This is a genomic window from Metapseudomonas phytobenefica (assembly GCF_043392685.1).
In the GTDB taxonomy this organism is placed as follows: Bacteria; Pseudomonadota; Gammaproteobacteria; order Pseudomonadales; family Pseudomonadaceae; genus Metapseudomonas.
The window spans coordinates 39,179-65,777 of the sequence record NZ_JBHZGM010000030.1 but is presented as its reverse complement, the minus strand read 5'-3'; the positions used below and the strand labels follow the sequence as shown (position 1 = coordinate 65,777).

The following is a 26,599-nucleotide window of genomic DNA, read 5'->3' as shown; positions in this document are numbered from 1 at the left end:
GATCATTGTTGATTGCCTCTTATTGTCATTGGAATCGATGAAACAACTCACCCGCAGCAGCGAATGGAATGGAGCAGCGAAGCGGCGACGGATCAGCCCAAAAGGCTTGCTCAGGTCTCCGCTACCGCGCTTTGGGGTCGATTCTAGGAAGGGCAACCAGAGGGTGGTTATCCATTAACGGCAGAAGATGGGCAAGGCAGTATCAAGAATCGGCAAGACATGCAAGCTGTCAGATCAGCCAGCTTGCTTGAAATGATCTGTTTCAAAATAATGGAAAGACAGCACCAAGAATCTCACTAATAAATCACAAATAACAAAAATGAATAAGCAAGCACCATTGAGCTCGCCTTGAATTATAAACAGCCTTACAGAACCTTTGCATATAGCCTATTTCATTGCGAGTCCTTCAGACCTTCAATAACAAGAATAAAGCTCTCTGATGACAGGGGGCTATGAGGTACCTGACATGTCACATTCGACTGGTACAACAAACGAGTTTCTACCACGAAAGCGCGACTATTCAGCGCTTACCAAATTGAGTGACGCGTCGTACTCAACAACTGAAACTAGCGACGTATTCCAACAAGCGGAATGCCTACAGAAGTGGCAGCAAAAATATATTCAAATTGGTAAGGGGGCATTCTCAGGAAGGCTGAAAGAGCTATCTCTTGGCGAGATTCAGCTCTTTAGGGAGTCGATGAATAAGGCGGTCGACGAACAGGGACGGCCGTGGGAAAACAGTCTCGCAATTGGTGTCCCGGTTGAGCTCACTGGCGAGGGTTACTGGTGTGGCGATTTACTCACCAAGAACTCCGTTTTCTCCCTGAAACCAAACTCCGAGCTAAAATTCAGAACGCCCGACTACTCAGATATTTTCGTGGCAGTTCTGGACCTTGAATACCTGCAGCACTACTCCGATCTGGTTGAGGAAACAAGCCCTCACAGGATTCTGACGCTTGATGGTGTGGAGAAGGTTCCAGAGCAGTTGAGTGACACCTTCAGGTCTAGCTTCCATAGTGTACTGCATGCCATTGAGTCCAACCCCTCCGTTCTCAACTCAGGTCTCTCACAGCGCACATTGCTGAACGACCTGATGCATAACATATTCAGCGCGCTGGTCGTCCTTAACCGGATAGAGGCTCACAACCAAAAACAATCCGTGCATCGCTACATTGTTGAAAGAGCCCGTGAATTTATCCTATCCCGAAAAGATCAACCGCCCACAATTCTTGAAATTTGCCAAGAGCTCAAAATCAGTCGAAGAACGCTACACTATGGATTCATAAAAGTCCTAGGCATTAATCCTGTTACTTTTCTGCGTTACCTCCGGCTAAATGGCGCCAGAAAAGATATTCTTTCCTCATCTGACCACCTAACGATCAGTGAGATTGCCGCCAGGTGGGGATTCTGGCATATGGGCATGTTCTCCTCGTATTACAAACAACTATTCGGTGAACCCCCGTCAACCACCCTCAAGTCAAAGCCAGCACCACGCATAATCCACTGGAGCTGACCAAACAGTAGCGAAGGCACAGGGAAGTACCATGCGCTTAGTTTCACCCTGAACTTCTCTTCAATTATCAATAGCACGTACTGCGAAGAGCGACCCGAGCAGTTCCTGACGAGGCGCCCTCGGGTTCCGGCTCGCACGCCCCCCCGCATTGCGCAGCCGTTTATGACTTTCGCGGTTTAGCTCTAGCCGTAGCCTCAGCCACAAGTGGATCCTCAGGCCAGTAGTGCTTAGGGTAACGGCCCTTCAAGTCTTTCTTCACATCCGCGTAGGTGTTGCGCCAGAAGCTCGCCAGGTCCTGGGTGACCTGCACCGGGCGCTGCGCTGGAGACAGCAGGTGCAGTTTGACGCCCTGCCGGCCCCCGGCGATGCGCGGGGTGTCGGCAAGGCCGAACAGCTCCTGCAGGCGCACGGCAAGCACCGGCATCTCGTCGCTGTAGTCCAGGCGGATGCGCGAGCCGGACGGCACTTCCAGGGTGCGCGGCGCGAGTTCGTCGAGCCGCTGCGGCAGCGGCCAGGGCAGCAGGCCCTGGAGGATGCCGGCCAGGTCGAGGTTGGCGAAATGGCTGAGGCGGTTGACCTTGCCCAGCCAGGGCTGCAGCCAGTCTTCCAGGCTGGCCAGCAGGGCCGCGTCGGAGAGGTCCGGCCATTCGCTTTCGCCCTTGTCGGCGAAGTCCAGCCGACGCAGCAGTGCCACCCGTGCCTGCCACTGGCGCAATTCGGGAGTCCACGGCAACAGCTCCAGCCCCTTGCGTCGCACCAGGCCGAGCAGCGCCCGCGAGCGTGCCTCCTCGTCCAGCTCCGCGAGGGCTTCGCGGGCCAGCACCAGTTCACCCACTTTCACCTGCCGCTCGGCACGCAGCACGCCTTCGCGCTCATCCCAGTCCAGCAGGTCGTGGCGACTCACCTGTTCGGCCAGGGGGCCGTCGAACAGCGCCGGGTCGAGGCCGGCCGCGAGGTAGATGCGTTCCTCGCGCTGGCCCTGACGGCTGCCGAGATCGGCGATCACCAGCCAGGGCTCCTTCATCAGTGCGTCCGGCTCGCCGAAGGTCGCCGCGCGGCCGTTGGCCAGGCGGTAATCGGCGCCGCCGGCCCGGCGTTGCTGGGCGATGCGGTCCGGGTAGGCGAAGGCCAGCAGGCAGCCGAGCCAGCGCGGGTGATCCGGATCGGCCACCGGCTCGCTGGCCAGGCCGCGCAGGTAGGAGCGGAACTGCCGCGCCAACTGGCGGGCGCGCTGCACGCCACCACGCGCGCCGCGCGCGGCCTTGTCTTCACCGGCCAGCAGGGCCAGGCGGCTGTGCAGGTCGGCGCCGCCGCCACGCAGGATGTCGCGCTCGCCCAGCAGGGCGGCGAGGTCGCAGGCCAGATTGCCAAGCCCCAGGGCCTGGCCCCGCAGCAACAGGTGGGCAATGCGCGGATGAGCCGGCAGTTCGGCCATGGCCTGGCCATGACGGGTCAGGCTGCCGTCTTCAGCCAGGGCACCGAGCCGCTGCAACAGGTCGCGGCCCTGGGCGTAGGCGGCTGCGGGGGGCGGGTCGAGCCAGGCCAGCTCGTTGGGATCGCCCACGCCCCAGCGCGCCAGTTGCAGCGCCAGGCCGGCGAGGTCGGCCTGGAGGATTTCCGCGCTTCCGTGGGCGGCCAGTTGTTCTTGCTGGGCCTCGGACCAGAGGCGGTAGCAGGCCCCCGGCTGCAGGCGCCCGGCGCGGCCGGCGCGCTGGGTTGCCGAGGCCCGGGAAATGCGCTGGGTGTCCAGGCGGGTCATGCCACTGGCCGGGTCGAAACTCGGCACACGTTCCAGGCCGGCATCCACCACCACGCGCACGCCATCGATGGTCAGGCTGGTTTCGGCGATGTTGGTGGCCAGCACCACCTTGCGCTTGCCAGCCGGAGCCGGCTCGATGGCGGCACGCTGGGCAGCCAGGTCCAGTTCGCCGTGGAGCGGGCAGAGCAGGATCTCGGGCCGGCCATCGAGGCGCTCGGCCAACTGCTCGGCAACGCGACGAATCTCCGCCTGGCCGGGCAGGAACACCAGCAGGCTGCCGGGTTCGTCAGCCAGGGCCTGGAGTACCGTCTGCACCACCCGGGGTTCCAGCGCCTCGCCGGGTTGGCTGGGCCGCCCCCAACGCTGCTCGACGGGGAACATGCGCCCCTCGCTGCGCACCACCGGCGCCTCGTCCAGCAGGCGCGACAGCCGCTCGCCTTCCAGGGTGGCGGACATCAGCAGCACCTTCAGCGGCGGCTCGTCGCGCAGCAGGGCGCGGCCATTGAGGCAGAGGGCCAGGGCCAGATCGGCATCAAGGCTCCGCTCATGGAACTCGTCGAATATGACCAGGCCGACCCCTTCCAGCGCCGGGTCTTCCTGCAGGCGGCGGGCGAGGATGCCCTCGGTCACCACTTCGATGCGGGTGCGCGGGCCGACCTTCGACTCCAGGCGGATGCGGTAGCCGACAGTGTCGCCCACCGCCTCCCCCAGTTCACTGGCCAGGCGCTCGGCGGCGGCACGGGCGGCCAGCCGGCGCGGCTCCAGCATCAGGATGCTTTGCCCGGCCAACCACGGCTCGTCCAGCAGCGCCAGGGGCACGCGGGTAGTCTTGCCGGCGCCGGGCGGGGCTTCCAGTACGGCTTCGTGGCGGGATTGCAGGGCGGCCCGCAGGTCGGGCAGGACGGCATCGATGGGTAGCGGATTCATGGGCACTCCAGGCAGGCGCCAAAGTATACCGGCGAACCGCCAGTTCCTTGCCGGGGTCTTAACAACACCGGGCGGTTTTGAAATGGCCGGCTTGGTATAGTTGCGAAATTTCGACCAGGAGACGTTTATGCGCATTGCTTCCCGTTGGATCGGCGGTGTCGTCGCCGCGGCCCTCACTACCCAGCTCACCGCTTGTGGCACGCTGTTCTATCCGGACCGTCGCGGCCAGATCGAGGGCAAGATCGACCCGGTCGTCGCAGCCCTGGACGCCATCGGCATCCTCTTCTATGTGATCCCCGGCCTGATCGCTTTCGCGGTCGACTTCGCCACTGGCGCCATCTACCTGCCTGCCGGCCAGAGCGCCCAGGTCGCGCCCGAGAAACTCCAGGAAGCCATCGGCGCCGACGGCAAGGTGGACCCGATCCGCCTGAAGGCCATCATCGCTAGTGAAACCGGCCACGACCTGCCGCTGGACAACCCGCAGCTTCTCCAGCGCAGCGGCAACCTGCAGCAGCTGGCCGCCTTCGGCCTGCGCCCGGCCGCCTGAGATGGGCCCACTGGAAAACCAGGGGCACGCCGATGATGCGACCGTGCGGGCTGTTCTTCGGCAGCCTGCACGGCACCCTTGACCACCCGGACACACTGGACATGGACTTCACCCACTTCAAGCCGGAGCCGGCATGACCTCAGCCCGTCAGCACGCGCAGTTGCTGCATCTGGCCACCCGTGCCTCCCTCGCCGTCGCCATCACCCTGGTCATCGCCAAGGCCATCGCCTGGGCCATGAGCGGCTCGGTCAGCCTGCTGGCCGGCCTGACCGACTCGCTGCTGGATAGCGCGGCCTCGCTGCTCAACCTGCTGGCGGTGCGTTATGCCCTGAAGCCGGCGGACGAAGACCACCGCTATGGCCATGGCAAGGCCGAAGCCCTGGCGGGCCTGGCCCAGGCGCTGTTCATTAGCGTCAGTGCCGTACTGGTGGCGGCCCAGGCCTATGAACGCCTGATTGATCCGCAACCGCTGGAAGCGGAGGTGCTGGGCATCGGCGTGATGCTGCTGTCGCTGGCACTCACAGCCGGCCTGCTGATGCTGCAGCGCCGGGTGATCCGCGCCACCGGCTCCACCGCCATCCGCGCCGATTCGCTGCACTACCGCTCCGACCTGCTGCTCAACAGCGGCATCCTCCTCGCCCTGGTACTGGCGAGCCTGGGCTGGCACCAGGCCGATGGACTGTTTGGCCTGGGCATCGCCGGCTACATCCTGTGGAGCGCCATCGGCATCGCGCGGCAATCGATCTCTGTGCTGATGGACGAGGAACTCTCGCCGGAGATCAGCGCCGACATGTACCGCCTGGCCCGCGAGGTACCCGGCGTGCTCGGCGCCCACGACCTGCGGACGCGGATTTCCGGCAATCACTGGTACGTGCAATTACACCTGGAACTGCCGGGGGAGCTAACGCTGTCCCGCGCCCATGCGCTCTGCGAGCAGGTGGAAAAGGCCATCACCAGCCGCTATCCCCGCGCCGAAGTGCTGGTCCACGCGGACCCGCGCGACGTGGTGAAACACGGCTAGAGCAGTTCATCCGATCTACGCTTTGCGGCGAATCACCTGACCTTTCGCGCGCGCAATAAAAAAGGGAGGCCCCATCCAGCGGGCCCCCCTTCGGGGAATTAGTCCTGTGCTGGCGATTTTGTCGCCGCTTTCATCGCCTGCCTGATTGGGCAGCGCGGACCCGGGGGCCTGCTCGAACCGGTTGGATCGGAGGCGTCGACGCACCTGATTGGGTGGGTCGGGTGGACTTGCTGTCCGGGCCGTGAAACTGAGAGAAAGCTTACGTTCTTCCGCGCGACGAATGATTGCTAATATTGCTCACCACAGGACAACTTGCGCAATTAATCTCCAAAGTAGCAGTATTTACAGCAATCAAATCAAATTGCGGTGACTGCAATGGAAAGACTCGATCGCTACGACCTCAAAATCCTTGCCGAATTGCAGCGCGATGCGCGCATCTCCAACCAGGAACTGGCCGAGCGCATCGGGCTGTCGCCTTCGCCCTGCTCGCGGCGGGTCAAGCAACTGGAAGACGACGGTTACATCGTCCGCCAGGTCGCCCTGCTCGATCGCAAGAAGCTGGGCCTCAGTCTCACCGCCTACGTGCTGATCGGCATGGACCGGCACACACCGGAGCGCTTCGAGCACTTCCAGGAGGTGATCAGCCAATGCCCCGAAGTGCTGGAGTGCTGCCTGGTGACAGGCATGGAGGCGGACTACCAGTTGAAGGTGGTGGTGCCGGACATGGACCACTACCAGCAGTTCCTGCTGGGCCAGTTGACGCGCATCGAGGGGGTGACCAGCGTGCGTTCGAGCTTCGTGCTCAATCAGGTACTGAGCAGCACCGAGCTGCCCCTTGGCCATCTGCGCGTCTGAACGGTCCTCGCGCGGCGATCGGCTTGGCGTATAATCGCCGCGCTTTGCTGTACCCCCGCGTGGCCCCGCCTCATATGAAGAGCCTTCGCGCTCACGGAATCACAAGCGCACCGCCCCGCTTTCCTCGCGGCCCGTCGGCCGTGCGGGTGCAGCCTGTATTCACTCCACGAGGTGCGAAATGAGCCCGGAGAAATTCGAAGAGTTGATGATGACGGCGATGATCGCCGGCCTGGTGGCCTTCATGGCCTTCATCGTCTGGGACCTGGCGAAGAAGTCCAGGGCGGGTCGCTTCGGCACCATGATCCTGTTCCTCGCCCTGGGCCTGGGCGTGCTGGGCTTCGTCATCAAGACGCTGGTGATCGGCGGCCTCGAAGGTTTCTAAGGCCCTTTGCCTGAGCCCGCCAGCCAAGGCGGGCTCAACCTGCCGCTCAGAGTTGAGCGGGCACTTCGCGGTACTCCCCCAGCCCCAGCCCGTCGAGGCTCCAGGGGCCGATACGCACCCGCACCAGACGCAGCGTCGGCAGCCCTACCGCTGCAGTCATGCGCCGCACCTGGCGGTTGCGCCCCTCGCGGATCACCAGCTCCAGCCACGCCGTCGGCACGCTCTTGCGAAAACGCACCGGCGGATTGCGCTCCCATAACGCCGGTTCTTCAATCTGCCGCGCCTCGGCCGGCAGGGTCGGGCCGTCGTTCAGTTCCACGCCTTTACGCAATCGCTCGAGCTGTTCTTCGCTGGGCTCCCCTTCCACCTGCACCCAATAGGTTTTCGGCAGTTTGTGCTTCGGGTCGGCGATGCGCGCCTGCAGGCGGCCGTCGTTGGTCAGCAGCAGCAGGCCTTCGCTGTCGCGGTCCAGGCGGCCGGCTGGATAGATGCCGGGAATGGGAATGTAATCCTTGAGGGTCGCACGGCCCTCGCCATCGCTGAACTGGGTAAGGACGTCGAAGGGCTTGTTGAACAACAGCAAGCGCGGTTCGGCCGGCGGCGCCTTGGCCACGCGGCGAGGCGCGGCGGAGCCGGGGCGGCGGGTAGCGGGACGGGCGGGAGGAGTTGGGCGCGACATGCCTGGAAACGGGTTGGCGGTCTGGGAACGGGAGAGGCATGCTAGGTTGACTGCCACCCAGCCGCAAGAGAATGCACCATGTCGCGTGCCCTGCGCCCTATCTGGCTGATCAACCTGATGACCCTCGCCGGCCAGTACCGCGCGCCCTACCGGGGCCCGGCCTCGGACAATTTCGACGGCCGCCGATTCCACAACCTCGAGCCCAAGCCGCACAAGGACCTGCGCGCCTTCCTGCGCTGGCAATTGGGCCGGGAGCAGCAGGCGGACTGGGTCGACCAGCCCGGCCCGGCCGTCCCGCCGGAGGTGCCCACGCGGGTGGAAGGCGACGAGTTGCGGATCACCTACATCAATCACGCCACCCTGCTGATCCAGCACCGGGGGCTGAACATCCTCACCGACCCGGTCTGGTCACAGCGGGTCAGTCCGTTCAGTTTTGTCGGCCCCCGGCGCCACCATCCGCCGGGCCTCGAGCTGGACCAACTGCCCCCCATCGACCTGATCCTGGTCAGCCACAACCACTACGACCACCTGGACCTGGAGAGCCTGCGCGGCCTGGCCGAGCGCTTTCCGCTGGCCCGGGTGGTGAGCGGACTGGGTAACGCCATGCTGATCCGGGAAAGCGGCTTCAAGAACGTCGTCGAGCTGGATTGGTGGCAGGAGCTGCCGCTGGACGGCGGCCTGAAGCTGCATTCGGTGCCGGTGCAGCACTGGTCGGCACGAATCCGCAGCGACACCAACGAAACCCTGTGGATGGGCTTCGTGATCGAGTCGCCGGACGGCCCTTTCCTGTTCCCCGGCGATACCGGCCTGGGGCCGGAGTTCCGCCTGATCCGCGAGCGCTTCGGCCCCATGCGTTTCGCCGCGCTACCGATCGGTGCCTACGCGCCGCGCTGGTTCATGCGCGACAACCACATGAACCCGGATGATGCGGTCCAGGCCCACCTGCAACTGGAGTCCGCGCACAGCCTGGCCATCCATTTCGGCACCTTCAACCTCACCGACGAAGGCCAGTTCGCCCCGCCCCGCGACCTTGCCAGGGCGCTGGCGGACTGGCAGGTGGATGCGGACGACTTCCGCGTGCCGACGCCGGGGTATCAGTGGCTGATCCCGCCCATGGTGCGATAGCGAACCTGTAGGGGCGAGGTCGTAGCCTGGATGAAATCCGGGAGAGGCGGTGGGCCTTTCCCCGGATTGAGCAGCACAGTAGGGTGCGCTGCGCGCACCGAATCCGGGATCGGCTTCGGCGCTTGTCAAACCGCCGGTGCGCACGGCGCACCCTACCGGATCGGCTTCATCCTGCCAGCCGGTGACGCATGGCCGACGCGATCAACGGAATGGCGGCTCGTCGAAGCTGCGCAGCTTGCGCGAGTGCAACGCGTTGAGCTGGGAGCGCAGCAGGTCCAGGGCGGCGATGCCGATGCGCAGGTGCTGGCTGACGGCGCGCTGGTAGAAGGCACTGGCCGAACCGGGGAGCTTGATCTCGCTGTGCAGCGGCTTGTCGGAGACGCACAGCAGGGTGCCGTAGGGAACCCGCAGGCGATAGCCCTGGGCGGCCACGGTGCCGCTTTCCATGTCCACCGCCACCGCCCGCGACAGGTTGATCAGCGGCCGTTCCTGGGCCCAGCGCAGTTCCCAGTTGCGGTCGTCGTAGGTGAGCACGGTGCCGGTGCGCAGGCGGCGCTTGAGGTCTTCGCCACGTTCGCCGGTGACCTGGGCGGCGGCTTCCTGCAGCGCCTGCTGCACTTCCGCCAGCGCCGGCAAGGGGATGTTCGGCGGCAGTACCCGGTCGAGGATGCCGTCGCGGCGCATGTAGGCGTGGGCCAGCACGTAGTCGCCGATGGTCTGCGACTGCCGCAGTCCGCCGCAGTGGCCGATCATCAGCCAGCAGTGCGGGCGCAGCACGGCGAGGTGATCGGTGATGTTCTTGGCGTTGGATGGGCCGACACCGATGTTCACCAGGGTGACGCCGTGGCCGTTGGCGGCGATCAGGTGGTAGGCCGGCATCTGGTAGCGGTGCCAGATCACGCTGTCGACGATGGCCTGCATCTCGCCCTCGTCCATGCCACGCTCCACCATCACGTTGCCCGGCAGCACCATGCGCACGTAGCGCGAGTCTTCGTGCAGCAGGTCGATGCCGTAGCGGATGAACTGGTCGACGTAGCGGTGATAGTTGGTCAGGAGGACCCACGGCTGCACGTGGCGCCAGTCACTGCCGGTGTAATGCACCAGGCGGCGCAGGGAGAAGTCCACCCGTGCCGCATCGAACAGCGCCAGGGGCATGTGCTCGAAATCGTCCCAGTCGTGCAGGCCATCAGCCACGCCATCACTGGCGGCGGACAGGTCGGTGCTGGGGAAGACCCGCGCCAGTTCGGCAGCGGTGACGCCGGAGCCGGCCAGTTCATCGCCCTGCTCGACCACGTAGGGATAAGGGATATTCTGCTGGCTTACCCCCACTTCGACGGTGACGGTGAAGTCCTGCATGAGCGGTCCCAGCTGGTCCAGCAGGTAACCGCGAAAGTCTTCCGGCTGGGTCACGGTGACGCTGTAGGTGCCTGGCACCTGCACCTTGGCGTAGGCGCGCACGGTGCTCGGCACCTCGCCCTGGCAGTGGTAGGTGACACGCAGTTCGGGATAGCGAAACAGTTCGCGCTCGGCGGCGCTGGGCAGGGTGCGTTCCTTGAGATAGCGCTTCAGTGCCTGGCTCAGCGCATCGGTAGCGCGATGGTAGAGGGCGGAAAGGCGCGCAACAGCCTCTTCGGCGGTGGCGGCGACGATGAATTCATTGAACGACGGGCTGCTCACGGTCTGCTTCCTGGCAGGGGAACTCGTTCCTATCTTGCGCCATGGATGTGACGGTCAGCCAGCATCGTTTCAACCATTGCCCCGAGCGGGCCGAGGTGCCTCTCGCTGATGGCCAGGTGCCGCAACGGCAGGCGTGCAGCACGTCCGAAGCGCGTTGACCGGGAGCGCCGGGCTACTTAGACTTCGCGCCCTCGCGTTACCTGCCGAAATTCGCTCGATGTTCCCGCCGTCCCCCCAGCTCCGTCCCGTCCAGCCCGATCCGGCGCTGTCGGCGCGTACCTGGCCGCGTGACGCGAAACTCGAGCGCCGCCGCAGCGTGCTCTTCGCCTTCACCTTCTCGCCGCCTGCCCTCCACGTCTGAGTCGCTGCCTGCGGCTCGTCCTTCGCCATATCCCCTGACGCCCCGTGTTTGCGCGGGTGTCTTCCTTGCTTTGCGGCCAGGCCCGTGCCGTTGAATTCGGGCAGGAGTCGAGAATGAACAATCGTTGGTTGCTGGGCGTGCTGATCTTCGCCGTGTCGGTCATCGGCCTCGGCATGGGCGCCACCCTGCCGCTGGTCTCCCTGCGCCTGCTGGAGGCCGGCGCCTCCACTCTGGAAATCGGCATCCTCGGCGCCATGCCGGCGGCCGGCATGATCCTCGCCGCCTTCCTCGTCCACCCGTTGTGCCGACGCTTTTCCGGCCGGAGCCTCTATCTCGTCTGTTTCGCCCTCTGCGCCCTCAGCGCCAGCGCCCTGGAGTGGCTGCCGGAATCGCGCCCCCTGCTGGCCCTGGCGCGCCTGATGCTGGGGGTCGGCATGGGGGTGGCGGTGATCCTCGGCGAATCCTGGGTCAACGAACTGTGCGATGAAGACAATCGCGGCCAGGTGGTGGCCTTCTATGCCGCCTGCTTCACCGGTTGCCAATTGGGCGGCCCGGCGCTGATCGGCCTGATCGGCACCCAGGGCCCGTGGCTGGTGATGATCGTGACCCTGGCCAGCCTGTCGGCCCTGGCGCTGATCTGGCACAGCCTGCCGGACGACTGGGCGCAGGCGGCCGAGGATGACGCGCGAACCTTCTCCCTCGCCGGCTTCCTGCGGGTGGCCCCGGCGCTCTGCACCGGCGTGCTGTTCTTCGCCTTCTTCGATGCGGTGGTGCTGTCGCTGTTTCCCGTGTACGCCAGCGCCCACGGCTTTGGGGTGGGCATCGCCGCCTTCATGGTCACGGTGATCCTGCTGGGAGACATGGTCTGCCAGGTGCCGCTCGGCTGGCTCGCCGACCGCACCGAGCGCAGTCGCCTGCACCTGTGCTGCGGCATGGCCGCCCTCGCCATCGGCGTGGCGCTGCCCTGGCTGATGGAGGTTCCGGGGCTGCTGTGGCCGGCGCTGGTGATGCTTGGCGCGGTGGCGGGCGGCGTCTACACCCTGGCCCTGGTGCTGATCGGCGAACGCTTCAGCGGCCAGGACCTGGTCACCGCGAATGCCTGCGTGGGCATGCTCTGGGGCATTGGCAGCCTGGTCGGCCCGCTGTTCAGCGGTGCGCTGATGGGGCTCGGCCCGCAAGGGCTGCCGCTGGCCTTGTGCCTGGCGGCAGCCCTGTTCGTGGTGACCGCGCTGACCCGTGGTCGGCGCTACGTCACCCGCACCGCCTGACCCGGAACCCGTTCTCAAGCCAGATGCGGGGTGCTGCGCGCCAACAGGGCCTCGGCATCGGTGCCGCGCGGCAGGGTGCCGTAGACGCGGCCATGACCGGCCAGGCGGCTGCCGATGAAGGCGTCGGAAACAGTAGCGTTGCCGGCCTCCAGCAGCAGCTTGGCCTGCAGGGCCACGGCCACGTCTTCGGTGAGCTGACGGGCGCGGAACTGGATGTCGGCAGTGTCGGCGAAGCCTTTCTTCAACTCGCCGATGAAGGCGGCCAGGCGTGCATCGCCGTGGCCATCGCCCAGTTCGGCGAAGAGGGCATCGAGCACGCCCGGTTCCTTGGACAGGGCCCGCAGCACATCCAGGCACTGCACGTTGCCTGAGCCTTCCCAGGTGGAGTTCACCGGGGCTTCGCGGTAGAGACGCGGGAGAATGGTGTCTTCCACATAGCCGGCACCGCCCAGGCACTCGGCGGCCTCGTTGATCATCGCGGGGGCGCGCTTGCAGATCCAGTACTTGCCGACGGAGGTGACCAGGCGGGCGAACTTGTCTTCCTGTTCGTCGTGGGCGTTGTCCAGCGCCCGGCCCATGCGCATGGTCAGCGCCAGCGCGGCTTCGCTTTCCAGGGCCAGGTCGGCCAGCACGTTCTGCATCAGCGGCTGCTCGGCCAGCACACGCCCGCCGACCTTGCGATAGGCGCAGTGATGGGCGGCCTGGGTCAGTGCCTGACGCATCAGCGCGCTGGAGCCGATCATGCAGTCGAAGCGGGTCAGCGCGACCATTTCGATGATGGTCGCCACGCCACGCCCCTCCTCGCCCACCATCCAGGCCAGGGCGCCGCGGTACTCCACCTCGCTGGAGGCGTTGGACCAGTTGCCCAGCTTGTTCTTCAGGCGCTGGATGTAGAACTCGTTGCGGCGGCCATCCGGGCGATGGCGCGGCAGCAGGAAGCAGGAAAGCCCCTTGTCGGTGTAGGCCAGGGTGAGGAAGGCGTCGCACATGGGCGCCGAGCAGAACCATTTGTGGCCGACCAGTTCGTAGGCCTGCCCCGGCCCCGGAATGCCCACCGAATAGGCGCGGGTGGTGTTGGCGCGGACGTCGGTGCCGCCCTGCTTCTCGGTCATGGCCATGCCGATGGTCAGGCCGGTCTTCTGCTCCATGGGCAGGTTGCGCGGGTCGTACTCGGTGGCGAGGATCTTCGGCAGCCATTTCTCGGCGATATCCGGCTGCAGGCGCAGGGCCGGCACGCAGGCGAAGGTCATAGTCAGCGGGCAGCCGGTGCCGGCTTCGGCCTGGCTGTGCAGGTAGCTGAGGCCGGCGCGGGCCACCTGGGCACCGGCGCGCGGATCGGTCCAGGGCATGGACGGGATGCCGCTCTCGATGGAAGCGCGCATCAGCTCGTGATAGGCCGGGTGGAATTCCACCAGGTCGATGCGGTGCCCATAGCGGTCATGGCTCTTGAATACCGGCTTGTTCTCGTTGGCGAGGAATCCCGCTGCCATCAGCGGCCCGCCGGCCAGGGCACCGTAGCTGTCCAGGCGGCTTTCCGCCCAGCCGCCGTGGTAACGGCGCACCCACTCCTGCAGCGGCAGGTCGACGCGATAGAGGTTGGCGCCATCCAGTGGCGGCACCTGGTTGATGACTTCATGGGTTTCGGCGAACTCGTGCAGGCTCATCTCAGGTCTCCGGGGCAGATTGGCCGGCGCCCAGGGCGCGCAGGCAGAAGGTGGTGAGGTTGGCGCAGACGCTTTCGAGGTCGTCCGGCCGTTGGCCGGTCTCACGCAGGGCGCGGGCCGGGGGCGACAGCGGGCCCACCAGGGATTCGGCGATGGCGCCGACCAGGCAGGCAGCGGTCAGGGGAATCGAGGGAACCTGGAATTCGCCACGGGCGCGGCCGTCTTCCAGCAGGCGGCAGAACAGCTCGGCGTAGGCCTCGCGATAGCGCAGGCGCTGTTCGTCGACTTCAGGGTCCACCGGTTCGGCAATCAGGGCGAACGCCAGCTGGCGGCTATGCCAGGCGCGCGCGGCGAACTGGCGCAAGCCGCGCGCCAGGCGTTCGGCAGCAGAACCTTCACCGCGCAGTACCTCGCCCAGGCTGTCCACTTCCAGCTGGCTGGCGCGGGCGAAGACCTCCGCAGCCAGTTCGCCCTTGTTGCCGAAGTGGCGGTACAGGCTGCCGGTGGCGATGCCGACGTCCTCGGCCAGGGCCTGCATGGTCAGCGCCGCGAACCCGCCCTCCACCACCCGCGCGTGGGCACAGGCCAGGATGCGGCTGCGCAGCGCCTGGTCACGGTCGATTCGGGAAGCGGTGGTGCGGTAGGGCATGGTCTGAATCCTGATTCACTTGTTTCAGTGAATCAGGATTCAGACCTTGCAGAAAGCGGGATATATGCCGCGTCTGATGGCATTTACGTCGCGGATCAGCGACGGGATAAAAACTCAGGTTACCGAGCGAACGGACTCCACCGGCTTGCACAGCAGCCAGTCGTGGAGCAAGGCGCGCAGCTCCTCGAACTTCACCGGCTTGGCCATGTAGTCGCTCATGCCGGCCGCCAGGCAACGTTCGCGGTCGCCGCTGTGGCTGTGGGCGGTGATGGCCAGCACCGGCAGGTCGGCGCAACCGGGCATGGCACGCAGAGCGCGGCAGGTGGCGAAACCGTCCATCACCGGCATCTGGCAGTCCAGTAGCACGGCATCGACCGGCTCGCGGCGAATCTGCTCCAGCGCTTCGGCGCCGTTGTCAGCGGTGCGCACGCGGTAACCGAGCTTGAGCAGCATGCCGCGGGTCACCAGCTGGTTGATGGCGTTGTCTTCCACCACCAGCACGGTGCACTGCTCCGGCCGCCGCAGTGGCTGGCCGCCGGGACGGCGCATGGGCACGACCGGGGCCTGGGCCGGCAAGGAAACATTCAGTTCCAGGATGAAGGTACTGCCACGGCCCGGCTGGGACTGGTGCGAAAGCTTGCCGCCGAGCAGCACCACCAGTTGCTGGCTGAGGGCCAGTCCAATGCCGAGGCCGCCGTACTCGCGGGTCATGGAGCCGTCGAGCTGATAGAAGCGCCGATAGATCAGCCCGTCCGGCGCCGCGGAAAAGCCGATGCCGGTGTCCGTGACCTCGATGCGCAACGCCAGGCTGCCATCGACAGCTTCCTGGCCGCTGATATTCACACCGACGCTGCCACGGCTGGTGAACTTGATGGCATTGTCCAGCAGGTAGCCCAGGGTCTGGGCCAGCTTGCCGGCGTCACCCTCGAGGACGTCCGGCAGGCGCTGGTCGAGTTCCACATGGAAGGCCAGCCCCTTCTCCTGCGCACGCGGGCCGTACTGCACCCGCAGGCTGTCCGCCAGGCCGCGCAGGCTGAACGGCTCCCGTCGCGGGTATAGCTTGCCGGCCTGCAGCTCGGTCATCGCCAGGATGTCGTTGACTAGCCGCATCATGTCCCGCGCCGAGCCGGCGGCCGTGCGCTGGTACTGCTCCAGCTCTTCGTGCAGCGGCAGGGTCTCCATCAGTTCCAGCGAGCCGATCACACCATTCATCGGGGTGCGCAGCTCGTGGGTGACAGTAGCGAGGAACTCGTCTTTCAGGCGGTTGCTGTTGGCCAGTTCCTGGTTGAGCGCTTCCAGCTTGCGTCCGGCGTCCTGGAGGATGCGCGCGCGCTCTTCCTTCATGGCGTTGATGCGGTCGGCCAGGGCCAGTGACAGCAGCCCCACTTCCAGTGCGGAGCCGATCTGGCTGGCGTACATGGTGAGGAAGAGGTTCGGCAGGTAGCCCAGCACCATCAGGGTGTTGATGGCACCGCCGAGGAGGAAGGCGCTCCAGGCGATGATGAAGTAGCGCGCCACGCGCATGCCGCGCAACCAGGCCAGCACACCGGCGGAGAAGATCACCACGGTGAAGATCAGCGCCAGCGAGGTGGCCAGGCGCAAGGCCAGGCCGTAGCTGGCGGTCAGCGCCAGGACCATCGCCAGCGCGCCCAGGACCATCAGGCCGAGCAGCGCGCGGTCGATCCAGGGACTGTGCTCGGCGGTATGCAGGAAGCTGCGTGCGAACTGGCAGCCGAACAGCGCCGCCGAACCGATCAGGAAAGGTGTCGCCGCGTTAGCCCACCAGGGATTGTCGGGCCAGAAGTACTGGATACCGGCGCCATTGACCGAAATCTGGTACAGCCCGAACGAGCCTATATAGAGGATGTAATAGAGATAGCTGGTGTCGCGGACGCTGAGGTAGATGAACAGGTTGTAGACCAGCATCACCAGCAGCACGCCGTAGATGATGCCGAGCACGTAGATGCGTTCCGGCTGCGCTTCGAGGAAGGCCTGGGGCGACCATAGGGTCAGCGGCGCCTGAATCGAGCCCTCGCTCTGCATGCGCAGGTAGATGCGCGTGGGCTGGTTGGGTTGCAGGTCGAGGTTGAAGACGTAGTTGTTCTGCTTGATCTGCCGGCTGTCGAACGGCAGCGCATCCCCCGTGCGCTGGGCGAGGCGGAAACCGCCCTGGCCATCGGGCAGGTAGAGGTCGAGGTGGTCCAGCGGCGGGTAGGCCAGCTCCAGCAGCCAGGGCTGCTGGCCGCCGAGCTCGCGCGGACGGTATTCCAGGTCGACGCGCAGCCAGAACACCGAGCGCGAATAACCGGCATTGAGCACGGGCTTTTCATTGCGGCGGAAGCTACTGTCCAGGGCCGGTGAGGTGATGTCGTCGATTCCGGCATCGCCACGAACGTCTTCGAAGACGTCCATGTGCTGACCCAGCGGGAGGCTGCGCAGTTGCTCGTCGAACTCCACGGCGTTGGCCAGGCCGGCGAGCAGGCAAAGGGACAGGAAAAGGAGGATACGCATGCAGCCCCGCAATGGCCTCTTGACCACGTCCCGGAGCTCCACCTCCTTCATCCGACGTGCCATGCGGGGCCAGGTTGTTCGAAAAGCGCACTCTAGCACAGCGCAGGGCGGCTGAAAGCTGCACATTGCCATCACATCAGAACATCTCTATCCCGGGCCTTGCAGCCCATCCAGCGAAGCCAAGCCTGGCGTCTCTGAGGCAATGCGCCGCCGGTGCGGCCCGGTGAAGTGTTTAATGGTAAGCTCGCCGACCATGAAAACGACCAACTCTCGCCCCGTAGTCCTCTGCCTTTCCGGCCACGACCCCAGTGGTGGCGCCGGCCTCCAGGCGGATATCGAAGCCCTGATCGCCCAAGGCTGCCACGCCGCACCGGCAGTGACCGCCCTGACCGTGCAGGATACCGTCAACGTTTCCGACTTCCGCGTCCTCGACCGCGACTGGGTGCTGGCCCAGGCCAACGCCGTGATCGCCGACCTGCCGGTGGCCGCCGTCAAGCTGGGCATGCTCGGCTCGGTGCAGATGGTCGAAACCGTGCTGGAGATCATGCAGTCCCTGCCCGGTGTTCCGCTGGTCTGCGACCCGGTGCTGCGCGCCGGCGGCGGTGGTGCCCTGGGCAAGGACGAAGTGGGATACGCGATCCGCGAGCGCCTGCTCCCGGTAGCCGCCATTGCCACGCCGAACCTGCCGGAGGCACGTATCCTCGCCGAACTCCCGGAAGGTACTTCGGACGAGTGCGCGGAAAAGCTCCTGCCCTTCTGCCACAACCTGCTGATCACCGGCGGCCACGGCGACGAGACCGAAGTGCATAACCGCCTGTACACCCAGGATGGCGGGCGCTTCACCTACACCTGCCAGCGACTGCCCGGCAGCTACCACGGCTCCGGCTGCACCCTGGCCAGCGCCCTCGCCGGCCGCCTCGCCCTGGGCGAAGAACTGTCCAGCGCGGTACGTAGCGCCCTCGACTACACTTGGCGCACCCTGCGCGACGCCGAACAACCCGGCCACGGCCAATACGTGCCGCGCCGCCTGCCGCTGGACTTCTGCCAATGAAACTGCGCGGCCTCTATGCCATCACCGACAGCCAGCTGCTGGCTGGCGGCAAGCTGCTGCCCTACGTCGAAGCCGCCCTGAAAGGCGGCGCCAGGCTGCTGCAGTACCGCGACAAGTCCGGTGACGAAGCCCGTCGCCTGCGCGAAGCGGAAGCCCTGGGCGAACTCTGCACCCGCTACGGCGCCCAGATGATCATCAACGATGACGCCGAACTGGCCGCGCGCCTCGGCGTCGGTCTGCACCTGGGCCAGGGCGACGGCTCACTGTCTGCGGCGCGCGCCCTGCTCGGCCGCCAGGCCATCATCGGCGGCACCTGCCACGCCAGCCTCGACCTGGCCGACGCAGCGCTCAAGGAAGGCGCCAGCTACATCGCCTTCGGCCGCTTCTACAATTCCCAGACCAAGCCGGGCGCACCCGCTGCCACCCTGGACCTGCTGGAGCAGGCCAGCCAGCGCTTCCATTCGCCGATCGTCGCCATCGGCGGCGTGACCCTGGAAAACGCCCCGGAGCTGATCGCCCGTGGCGCCAGCATGGTGGCGGTGATCCACGCCCTGTTCGGCGCCGACTCGGCTGCCGAGGTGGAACGCCGCGCCCGTGCCTTCAGCGCCCTGTTCGACACCGTCTGACCCCGATTTCGCTTGAAAGAGAGACCTGCCATGTCCCGTTCCGAAACCCTGTTCGCCAACGCCCAGAAACACATCCCCGGGGGCGTCAACTCGCCGGTCCGCGCCTTCAAGAGCGTCGGCGGCACCCCGCTGTTCTTCAAACACGCGGAAGGCGCCTATGTGACGGACGAGGACGACAAGCGCTACGTGGACTACGTGGGCTCCTGGGGTCCGATGATCCTCGGCCACAGCCATCCGGACGTGCTGGACGCCGTACGCAAGCAGCTGGACCACGGCCTGTCCTACGGCGCGCCGACCGCGCTGGAAGTGGAAATGGCCGACCAGGTCTGCTCCCTGGTGCCGTCCATGGAGATGGTGCGCATGGTCAGCTCGGGCACCGAAGCCACCATGAGCGCCATCCGCCTGGCCCGTGGCTACACCGGCCGTGACAGCATCATCAAGTTCGAAGGCTGCTACCACGGCCACTCCGACAGCCTGCTGGTAAAAGCCGGCTCCGGCCTGCTGACCCAGGGCGTGCCGAGCTCGGCCGGCGTGCCGGCAGACTTCGCCAAGCACACCCTGACCCTGCCGTTCAACGATATCGCCGCGGTGGAGAAGACCCTGGCCGAAGTGGGCCAGGACGTGGCGTGCATCATCGTCGAGCCGGTGGCCGGCAACATGAACTGCGTGCCGCCGGCCCCGGGCTTCCTCGAAGGCCTGCGCAGCCTGTGCGACAAGCACGGCGTAGTGCTGATCTTCGACGAGGTGATGACCGGCTTCCGCGTGGCCCTCGGCGGTGCCCAGGCCCATTACGGCATCACCCCCGACCTCTCCACCTTCGGCAAGATCATCGGCGGCGGCATGCCGGTCGGCTGCTTCGGCGGAAAGCGCGAAATCATGTCGCACATCGCCCCGCTGGGCCCGGTCTACCAGGCCGGCACCCTGTCCGGGAACCCGCTGGCGATGGCCGCGGGCCTGACCACCCTGAAGCTGATCAGCCGCCCGGGCTTCCACGCCGAACTGACCGACTACACCACCCGCATGCTCGACGGCCTGCAGCAGCGCGCCGATGCTGCCGGCATTCCCTTCGTCACCACCCAGGCGGGCGGCATGTTCGGCCTCTACTTCAGCGGCGCGGACGATATCGTCACCTTCCAGGACGTGATGGCCAGCGATGCCGAGCGCTTCAAGCGCTTCTTCCACCTGATGCTGGAAGGCGGCGTGTACCTGGCGCCGAGTGCCTTTGAAGCCGGCTTCACCTCCATCGCCCACGGCGAAAAGGAGCTGGCGATCACCCTGGACGCCGCCGAGCGCGCCTTCGCCAGACTCAAGCAAGCCTGACCCCGCAACCGCCCGGCCAGTGCTGGCCGGGCGGCCCCGCCTTCGGCGATCCGCAACAACGCAGCGTACGCCCACGCCTTCCGGACGGACCGACACGTCCCACCCCCGCAAAGGCTTTGTAAGATCACCCCGGCTTATTTCATAATGTGACCGTCGGCGCGTTTCTCGCCGGCCGGGCATGATGCCCGCATTGCTTCCGAGGCGCTGTGATCCCCATGAACCGCACCGGCCGAACCCTGATCCTGGGCAGCCTGTTGCTATTCCTGCCGCTGCTGGCCAATGCCGGCGGCAACTCCCTGCTGATCCCGGCGACTGGCCGCTGCAACCTCAACAGCCTGCCGGAAAACCTCTCGGAAGCCGTTTCCGCCTGCCAACAGGCCGCCAAGGGCGGAGACGCCGAAGCCCAGTACGAGCTCGGCGAGTTCTACTACGACGGCAAACGCACCCCGCGCGACCTGACCCAGGCCCTGCAATGGTTCGAGCAGGCGTCCCTGAAAGGCCACGCCCAGGCCCAGCTGCGCCTGGGCAACATGTTCTTCCGGGGCGAGGGCGTACCGGCCAACAATGTGCAGGCCTACATCGTGCTGAAGATGGCGGCGGTGAATGGTTCGGATGAAGCGATGGACAGCGCCGACCTGGTGGCCGCGCAAATGCGCAGTGATGAGCTGGAAATCGCCACCCAGGTGCTGGGCCAGATCTTCCGCAACTACCTGCTGGAGCTGCAGGCCGCCGACGGCGGCTCGCCTTTCTCGCCCCTGCCCTGACGACAAGGGCTTGCAACCGGCCCTTACTTCTCGGGCATCGGCATCGGGAAGGGCATCACGTTACCCCCGCCCTTGGCCTCGCTGATCTTCGGCGTGCCCAGGCGCTCCACTTCGTCGATGCGGATGATCGAATGCATCGGCAGGAAGCTGCGCACCACGCCTTCGAACTGGGCCTTGAGCTTCTCTTCGCTGGGATCGACCACCACCTGGGTGCGCTCGCCGAAGACGAACTCTTCCACTTCCAGGAAGCCCCACAGATCGCTCTGGTAGATCTGCTTGGCGTACATCTCGTACACCTGGCCCTGGTTCAGGAAGATCACCTTGTAGATAGGGTCGGACTTGCTCATGGGGAATCGGCGGGTCGTCTTGAGGGAATTTCGAGGGCGCAGATCATAGCATAGCCGTCAGGCAGCCGGTGCTAGGAACACCGGAGGGATGGCGACTATAATGCGCGGTTCTTCGAACCACCTGATTCCTAAGTTCATGGCCAAGAAGCTCTATATCGAAACCCACGGCTGCCAGATGAACGAGTACGACAGCTCGCGCATGGCCGACCTGCTCGGCGAACATCAGGCACTGGAGGTCACCGATCGCGCGGAAGAAGCCGACGTGATCCTGCTCAATACCTGCTCGATTCGCGAGAAGGCGCAGGAGAAGGTGTTTTCGCAACTTGGCCGCTGGCGCGAGCTGAAGCAGCAGAACCCGGAGCTGGTGATCGGCGTCGGCGGTTGCGTGGCCAGCCAGGAAGGTGCCGCAATTCGCGATCGCGCGCCCTACGTGGACGTGGTGTTCGGCCCGCAGACCCTGCACCGCCTGCCGGAAATGATCGACGCCGCCCGGGTCACCCGCAAACCCCAGGTGGACATCAGCTTCCCCGAGATCGAGAAGTTCGATCGCCTGCCCGAGCCGCGCGTCGACGGCCCCAGCGCCTTCGTTTCGGTGATGGAAGGCTGCAGCAAGTACTGCACCTTCTGCGTCGTGCCCTACACCCGTGGCGAGGAAGTCAGCCGCCCGTTCGACGACGTCCTGGCCGAAGTCATCCACCTGGCCGAGAACGGCGTCCGCGAAGTGACCCTGCTGGGCCAGAACGTGAACGGCTACCGCGGCCTGACCCATGACGGCCGCATCGCCGATTTCGCCGAGCTGATCCGCGTAGTCGCCGCCGTCGAGGGCATCGACCGCATCCGCTACACCACCTCGCACCCGCTGGAATTCTCCGACGCGCTGATCCAGGCCCACGCCGAAGTGCCGGAACTGGTGAAGTTCGTCCACCTGCCGGTGCAGGCCGGTTCCGACCGCATCCTCGCGGCCATGAAGCGCAACCACACCGCGCTCGAATACAAGTCGCGCATCCGCAAGCTGAAGGCCGCCGTGCCGGATATCTGCATCAGCTCGGACTTCATCGTCGGTTTCCCCGGCGAGACCGACAAGGACTTCGAAGCCACCATGAAGCTGGTGGAAGACGTCGGCTTCGACTTCTCCTTTTCCTTCATCTACAGCGCGCGTCCCGGCACCCCGGCCGCCGACCTGGTGGACGACACGCCGGAAGAGGTGAAGAAGCAGCGCCTGCAGATCCTCCAGGGCCGCATCAACCAGCAGGGCTTCGAGATCAGCCGACGAATGGTCGGCAGCGTCCAGCGCATCCTCGTCAGCGACTTCTCCAAGAAGGACCCCGGCATGCTCCAGGGCCGCACCGAGAACAACCGCATCGTCAACTTCCGCAGCGCCAACCCGCGCCTGATCGGCCAGTTCGTCGACGTGCACATCGATGACGCCCTGCCCCACTCCCTGCGCGGCACCCTGATCGAAGGGGCCCTGCACTGACAAACCTCCGGGCCCGTGCTTTTCCAGGCGGGCCCCCGGAGTTATTCTTCCTGTCATCCCTTCCTTGCGCCCAAGGGCGAACACACGACATTGAACGCCTCCCTGGATTTACACCGCTTCACCCTGGAACCCTTTGAAGCCCGCCGCTTCGCCAATCTGTGCGGCCAGTTCGACGAGCACCTTCGCCTGATCGAACAGCGCATGGGCATCGAGATTCGTAACCGTGGCAACCAGTTCGAACTGGTCGGCGACCCGCAACGCACCCGCTCCACGGAAAACCTCCTGCGCCGCCTCTACCGCGAAACCGAAGCCATCGAGCTTTCGCCGGACATGGTTCACCTGTTCCTGCGCGAAACCGGCATGGACGAGGTCAATCCCAAGGCCGAAGCGGTCAGCCTGCGCACCCGCAAGGGCAACATCCGCCCGCGCGGCGCCAACCAGCAGCGCTATGTGAAGTCGATCCTCGACCACGACATCAACTTTGGCATCGGCCCGGCGGGCACCGGCAAGACCTACCTGGCGGTAGCCTGCGCCGTGGACGCCCTGGAGCGCGAACAGGTGCGCCGCATCCTGCTGGTACGCCCGGCAGTCGAAGCCGGCGAGAAGCTCGGCTTCCTCCCCGGCGACCTTGCCCAGAAGATCGACCCGTACCTGCGTCCGCTCTACGACGCGCTCTACGAGATGCTCGGCTTCGACCATGTGGCCAAGCTCATCGAAAAGCAGGTGATCGAGGTCGCCCCGCTGGCCTACATGCGCGGTCGCACCCTAAACAACAGCTTCATCATCCTCGACGAAAGCCAGAACACGACCGTCGAGCAGATGAAGATGTTCCTGACCCGTATCGGCTTCGGCTCCACCGCCGTCATCACCGGCGACATCACCCAGATCGACCTGCCGCGCGGCACCCGTTCCGGCCTGACCCACGTGATCGACGTACTGCGCGACGTACCGGGCATCAGCTTCACCCACTTCAAGTCCCATGACGTGGTACGCCACCCGCTGGTCCAGCGCATCGTCGAAGCCTACGACCGCTTCGACAGCCAGGCGCAGCAACCGAAGGCCAAGCCGGCCGACAACGATCCAGGCGCCATAGACGACAATGCTTGAACTTGACCTGCAACTCGCCAGCGAGGCCCAGGGCCTGCCGAGCGAGACGGATTTCCGTCGCTGGTGCGAACTGGCCCTGCGCCAGCGCAGCGCCGACTCCGAGCTGACCATCCGGTTGGTGGACGAGCCCGAAGGGCGCGAACTGAACCGCACCTGGCGACACAAGGACTACGCTACCAACGTGCTCTCCTTCCCCGCAGACGTACCGGACGAGCTGCTGGACATCCCGCTGCTCGGCGACCTGGTGATCTGCGCGCCGGTGGTAGCGCGGGAAGCCGCCGAACAGGGCAAGGCCCTGGAGGCGCACTGGGCGCACCTGGTGATCCACGGCTGTTTGCACCTGCTCGGCTACGACCACATCGAGGACGAGGAAGCCGAGGAAATGGAAGCCCTGGAACGGGAATTGCTGGCTGAACTTGGCCACCCCGACCCTTACCGAGACGACGAAGACCAATAAGAAGCACCGAGCAAAGGACATATGAGCGAAGATCGATCGAGCAACGGGCACAGGTCCTGGCTGGAAAAGCTGACCCAGGCCTTTGCCCATGAGCCGAAAAGCCGCCAGGAGCTCCTCGAGCTGCTGCGCGAAGCCCACCAGAACAAACTGCTCGACAGCGAAGCACTGTCGATCGTCGAAGGTGCGATCCAGGTCGCCGACCTGCAAGTACGCGACATCATGGTGCCGCGCTCGCAGATGATCAGCATCAAGGCCACCCAGACGCCGAAGGAGTTCCTCCCGGCGATCATCGACGCCGCCCACTCCCGCTACCCGGTCATCGGCGAAAGCCTCGACGAGGTCATGGGCATCCTCCTGGCCAAGGACCTGCTGCCGCTGATCCTCCATGACGGCGACCGGCCCTTCAACATCAAGGACCTGCTGCGCCCGGCCACCTTCGTGCCCGAATCCAAGCGTCTCAACGTGCTGCTGCGCGAATTCCGCGCCAACCACAACCACATGGCCGTGGTCATCGACGAATACGGCGGCGTCGCCGGCCTGGTGACCATCGAGGACGTGCTGGAGCAGATCGTCGGCGATATCGAGGACGAGCACGACGTCGAGGAAGACAGCTACATCAAGCCGCTCCCCAGCGGCGACTTCATCGTCAAGGCGCTGACCCCGGTGGACGCCTTCAACGAGTTCTTCGAGACCGACTTCTCCGAAGAGGAGTTCGACACCGTCGGCGGCCTGGTCATGGGTGCCTTCGGCCACCTGCCCAAGCGCAACGAAACCACCGAGATCGGCGAGTTCCGCTTCCGCGTGCTCAACGCCGACAGCCGCCGCATCCACCTGCTGCGCCTCTCTCCGCTATCCCATTGATGGCAGCGCGCCCCTCCACAGCAGAGGGGCGCCCGTGGATAATCGCGCCCCGAGCGGGCAACGAAAGGCTCGCCGCGCATGCTATTCCAGCTCCCCATCCGCCCAAGGACCGAGCATGAACTGGATCACCCGCCCCGGCTGGCCGGGCAACCTGCTGGCCCTGGCCGCTGGCGCCCTGACGCCCCTGGCCTTCGCCCCCTTCGATTTATGGCCCCTGGAACTGCTGTCCCTGGCGCTCTTCTACCTGGGACTGCGCGACCTGGCGCCCAAGGCCGCGTTCTGGCGCGGCTGGTGCTACGGCCTCGGCCTGTTCCTGGCCGGCACCAGCTGGATCTACGTCAGCATCCACGACTACGGTGCGGCGTCAGCGCCCCTGGCCAGCTTCCTCACCGTCGGCTTCAGTGCCGGCGTGGCGCTGTTCTTCGCCCTGCCTGCGCTGCTCTGGGCGCGCTGGATACGCCGCAGCGAAGCGGCCCTGGCCGACACCCTCGCCTTTGCCGCGCTGTGGCTTGCCCAGGAGGCGTTCCGCGGCTGGTTCCTCACCGGCTTCCCCTGGCTCTACGCCGGCTACAGCCAGCTCGACGGCCCCCTGGCCGGACTGGCGCCGGTGGGCGGCGTCTGGCTGGTGTCCTTCACCCTGGCGCTCAGCGCCGCACTGCTGGTGAACCTCGCGCGCCTGCGCAGCCGTCCGGCCTTCCTCGCTGCCGGCGTCGTCCTGCTGATCGCCCCCTGGGCTATCGGCCTGGCACTCAAGGGCCACGCCTGGACCCAGCCCGCCGGCGCACCGCTGAAGGTCGCCGCCATGCAGGGCAATATCGAACAGAACCTGAAGTGGGACCCGGAGCAGCTCAACGCCCAGCTCGCGCTCTATCGCGACATGACCTTCAGCGCGCAGCAAGCCGACCTGATCGTCTGGCCGGAAACCGCCGTGCCGGTACTCAAGGAGTTCGTCGACGGCTACCTCGGCGTGATGAACCGCTTCGCCAATGATCGCCAGTCCGCGCTGATTACCGGCGTGCCGATCCGGCAGAACAACGACCGTGGCGAGAAGCGCTACTACAACGGCATCACCGTGGTCGGCCAGGGCGAAGGCACCTACCTCAAGCAGAAGCTGGTGCCCTTCGGCGAGTACGTGCCGCTACAGGAAGTGCTGCGCGGGCTGATCGCCTTCTTCGACCTGCCCATGTCCGACTTCGCCCGCGGCGATTCCGACCAGGGCCCGCTGCTGGCCAAGGGTTACCGCATCGCCCCGTACATCTGCTACGAAGTGGTCTACCCCGAGTTCGCCGCCAGCCTGGCCGCCCGGAGCGACATTCTCCTGACGGTGAGCAACGACACCTGGTTCGGCACTTCCATCGGTCCGCTGCAGCACCTGCAAATGGCGCAGATGCGCGCCCTGGAAGCCGGCCGCTGGATGATTCGCGCCACCAACAACGGCGTGACCGTGCTGATCGACCCGTTCGGCCAGGTCACCGAGGGCATCCCGCAGTTCCAGCAGGGCGTGCTCTACGGCGAAGTGCTGCCCATGCAGGGCCTGACGCCCTACCTGCAGTGGCGGGCCTGGCCGCTGGTGATCCTCTGCGGCCTGCTCTTCGCCTGGGCGCTGATGGCCAGCCGCATCGCCAAGACGGTGTAAGCCCCGCGTAGGAGC

At 65.6% G+C, this 26,599-nt stretch carries 23 protein-coding genes; 16 read left to right on the top strand and 7 right to left on the bottom strand.

From position 1 onward, the window contains the following. Window positions 1-466: 466 nt before the first annotated feature. Complete coding sequence (locus ACFW0B_RS20745) at window positions 467-1,513, top strand: helix-turn-helix domain-containing protein (protein ID WP_449150865.1); 1,047 nt, start codon at window positions 467-469, stop codon at window positions 1,511-1,513. Between the two features lie 160 nt (window positions 1,514-1,673). On the opposite strand, the gene hrpB is transcribed toward ACFW0B_RS20745, so the two are convergent. After that, window positions 1,674-4,199 (bottom strand): ATP-dependent helicase HrpB, encoded by a 2,526-nt coding sequence (hrpB, locus tag ACFW0B_RS20740; RefSeq protein WP_449150864.1) that lies wholly within the window; start codon window positions 4,197-4,199, stop codon window positions 1,674-1,676. Between the two features lie 127 nt (window positions 4,200-4,326). On the opposite strand from hrpB, the gene ACFW0B_RS20735 reads away from it, so the two are divergent. From ACFW0B_RS20735 to ACFW0B_RS20720, 4 genes are all read left to right on the top strand, one after another. Beyond that, window positions 4,327-4,746 (top strand): polyribonucleotide nucleotidyltransferase, encoded by a 420-nt coding sequence (locus ACFW0B_RS20735; RefSeq protein WP_449150863.1) that lies wholly within the window; start codon window positions 4,327-4,329, stop codon window positions 4,744-4,746. A gap of 133 nt (window positions 4,747-4,879) precedes the next feature. After that, window positions 4,880-5,767, top strand: coding sequence for a cation diffusion facilitator family transporter (locus tag ACFW0B_RS20730; RefSeq protein ID WP_449150862.1), 888 nt, complete (start codon window positions 4,880-4,882; stop codon window positions 5,765-5,767). Window positions 5,768-6,142: 375 nt separating this feature from the next. Further along, entirely contained in the window at window positions 6,143-6,622 is a 480-nt protein-coding gene (locus ACFW0B_RS20725; protein ID WP_449150860.1) for an Lrp/AsnC family transcriptional regulator, read from the top strand. 178 nt (window positions 6,623-6,800) lie between these two features. Further along, the gene (locus ACFW0B_RS20720) at window positions 6,801-7,004 is read left to right on the top strand and encodes a DUF2788 domain-containing protein (RefSeq protein ID WP_449150859.1); all 204 of its coding nucleotides are present in this window, start codon (window positions 6,801-6,803) and stop codon (window positions 7,002-7,004) included. A 46-nt stretch (window positions 7,005-7,050) separates the two neighbouring features. On the opposite strand, the gene ACFW0B_RS20715 is transcribed toward ACFW0B_RS20720, so the two are convergent. Beyond that, window positions 7,051-7,683, bottom strand: a complete 633-nt coding sequence (locus ACFW0B_RS20715) for a pseudouridine synthase (protein ID WP_459251727.1) — start codon at window positions 7,681-7,683, stop codon at window positions 7,051-7,053. A 78-nt stretch (window positions 7,684-7,761) separates the two neighbouring features. Here ACFW0B_RS20715 and ACFW0B_RS20710 point away from each other — a divergent pair, with 78 nt between their 5' ends. After that, a complete protein-coding gene (locus tag ACFW0B_RS20710; RefSeq protein ID WP_449150858.1) occupies window positions 7,762-8,808 on the top strand; it encodes an MBL fold metallo-hydrolase in 1,047 nt (348 codons plus the stop codon). Window positions 8,809-9,009: 201 nt separating this feature from the next. Here ACFW0B_RS20710 and amn read toward each other — a convergent pair whose 3' ends face one another. Then, on the bottom strand, window positions 9,010-10,518 hold the full coding sequence (gene amn / locus ACFW0B_RS20705) for an AMP nucleosidase (protein ID WP_449150869.1): 1,509 nt from the start codon (window positions 10,516-10,518) through the stop codon (window positions 9,010-9,012). A 441-nt stretch (window positions 10,519-10,959) separates the two neighbouring features. Between amn and ACFW0B_RS20700 the strand changes: the two genes are divergently transcribed. Further along, window positions 10,960-12,114 carry an MFS transporter gene (locus ACFW0B_RS20700; protein WP_449150857.1) on the top strand — a complete coding sequence of 385 codons (1,155 nt, stop codon included), beginning with the start codon at window positions 10,960-10,962 and terminating at the stop codon, window positions 12,112-12,114. A 14-nt stretch (window positions 12,115-12,128) separates the two neighbouring features. Here the strand turns inward: ACFW0B_RS20700 and ACFW0B_RS20695 are convergent, their stop codons facing one another. From ACFW0B_RS20695 to ACFW0B_RS20685, 3 genes are all read right to left on the bottom strand, one after another. Next, window positions 12,129-13,778: an acyl-CoA dehydrogenase family protein gene (locus ACFW0B_RS20695; protein WP_449150856.1), complete on the bottom strand. Its 1,650-nt coding sequence runs from the start codon at window positions 13,776-13,778 to the stop codon at window positions 12,129-12,131. Between the two features lies 1 nt (window position 13,779). Further along, the gene (locus ACFW0B_RS20690) at window positions 13,780-14,427 is read right to left on the bottom strand and encodes a TetR/AcrR family transcriptional regulator (protein WP_449150855.1); all 648 of its coding nucleotides are present in this window, start codon (window positions 14,425-14,427) and stop codon (window positions 13,780-13,782) included. 114 nt (window positions 14,428-14,541) lie between these two features. Beyond that, entirely contained in the window at window positions 14,542-16,938 is a 2,397-nt protein-coding gene (locus ACFW0B_RS20685; protein ID WP_449150854.1) for a hybrid sensor histidine kinase/response regulator, read from the bottom strand. Window positions 16,939-17,191: 253 nt separating this feature from the next. Between ACFW0B_RS20685 and ACFW0B_RS20680 the strand changes: the two genes are divergently transcribed. The 4 genes from ACFW0B_RS20680 (at window position 17,192) to ACFW0B_RS20665 (ending at window position 20,699) form a co-directional block, all read left to right on the top strand. Further along, window positions 17,192-17,989: a hydroxymethylpyrimidine/phosphomethylpyrimidine kinase gene (locus ACFW0B_RS20680; RefSeq protein WP_449150853.1), complete on the top strand. Its 798-nt coding sequence runs from the start codon at window positions 17,192-17,194 to the stop codon at window positions 17,987-17,989. Continuing rightward, window positions 17,986-18,615: a thiamine phosphate synthase gene (gene thiE / locus ACFW0B_RS20675; protein WP_449150852.1), complete on the top strand. Its 630-nt coding sequence runs from the start codon at window positions 17,986-17,988 to the stop codon at window positions 18,613-18,615. Before ACFW0B_RS20680 ends, thiE begins: the two co-directional genes overlap by 4 nt. 30 nt (window positions 18,616-18,645) lie before the next feature. Then, on the top strand, window positions 18,646-19,935 hold the full coding sequence (gene hemL, locus ACFW0B_RS20670; protein WP_449150851.1) for a glutamate-1-semialdehyde 2,1-aminomutase: 1,290 nt from the start codon (window positions 18,646-18,648) through the stop codon (window positions 19,933-19,935). 215 nt (window positions 19,936-20,150) lie between these two features. Then, window positions 20,151-20,699: a tetratricopeptide repeat protein gene (locus tag ACFW0B_RS20665; RefSeq protein WP_449150850.1), complete on the top strand. Its 549-nt coding sequence runs from the start codon at window positions 20,151-20,153 to the stop codon at window positions 20,697-20,699. 23 nt (window positions 20,700-20,722) lie between these two features. Here the strand turns inward: ACFW0B_RS20665 and ACFW0B_RS20660 are convergent, their stop codons facing one another. Beyond that, window positions 20,723-21,046 (bottom strand): DUF1820 family protein, encoded by a 324-nt coding sequence (locus tag ACFW0B_RS20660; RefSeq protein WP_449150849.1) that lies wholly within the window; start codon window positions 21,044-21,046, stop codon window positions 20,723-20,725. Between the two features lie 136 nt (window positions 21,047-21,182). Between ACFW0B_RS20660 and miaB the strand changes: the two genes are divergently transcribed. The 5 genes from miaB (at window position 21,183) to lnt (ending at window position 26,584) form a co-directional block, all read left to right on the top strand. Then, entirely contained in the window at window positions 21,183-22,523 is a 1,341-nt protein-coding gene (miaB, locus tag ACFW0B_RS20655) for a tRNA (N6-isopentenyl adenosine(37)-C2)-methylthiotransferase MiaB (RefSeq protein WP_449150868.1), read from the top strand. Window positions 22,524-22,613: 90 nt separating this feature from the next. After that, window positions 22,614-23,630 carry a PhoH family protein gene (locus tag ACFW0B_RS20650; protein WP_449150848.1) on the top strand — a complete coding sequence of 339 codons (1,017 nt, stop codon included), beginning with the start codon at window positions 22,614-22,616 and terminating at the stop codon, window positions 23,628-23,630. Next, entirely contained in the window at window positions 23,623-24,087 is a 465-nt protein-coding gene (gene ybeY, locus ACFW0B_RS20645; protein ID WP_449150847.1) for an rRNA maturation RNase YbeY, read from the top strand. Before ACFW0B_RS20650 ends, ybeY begins: the two co-directional genes overlap by 8 nt. A gap of 21 nt (window positions 24,088-24,108) precedes the next feature. Beyond that, window positions 24,109-24,948, top strand: coding sequence for an HlyC/CorC family transporter (locus tag ACFW0B_RS20640; RefSeq protein ID WP_449150846.1), 840 nt, complete (start codon window positions 24,109-24,111; stop codon window positions 24,946-24,948). Between the two features lie 115 nt (window positions 24,949-25,063). Next, window positions 25,064-26,584: an apolipoprotein N-acyltransferase gene (lnt, locus tag ACFW0B_RS20635; protein WP_449150845.1), complete on the top strand. Its 1,521-nt coding sequence runs from the start codon at window positions 25,064-25,066 to the stop codon at window positions 26,582-26,584. The last annotated feature ends 15 nt before the right edge of the window (window positions 26,585-26,599 follow it).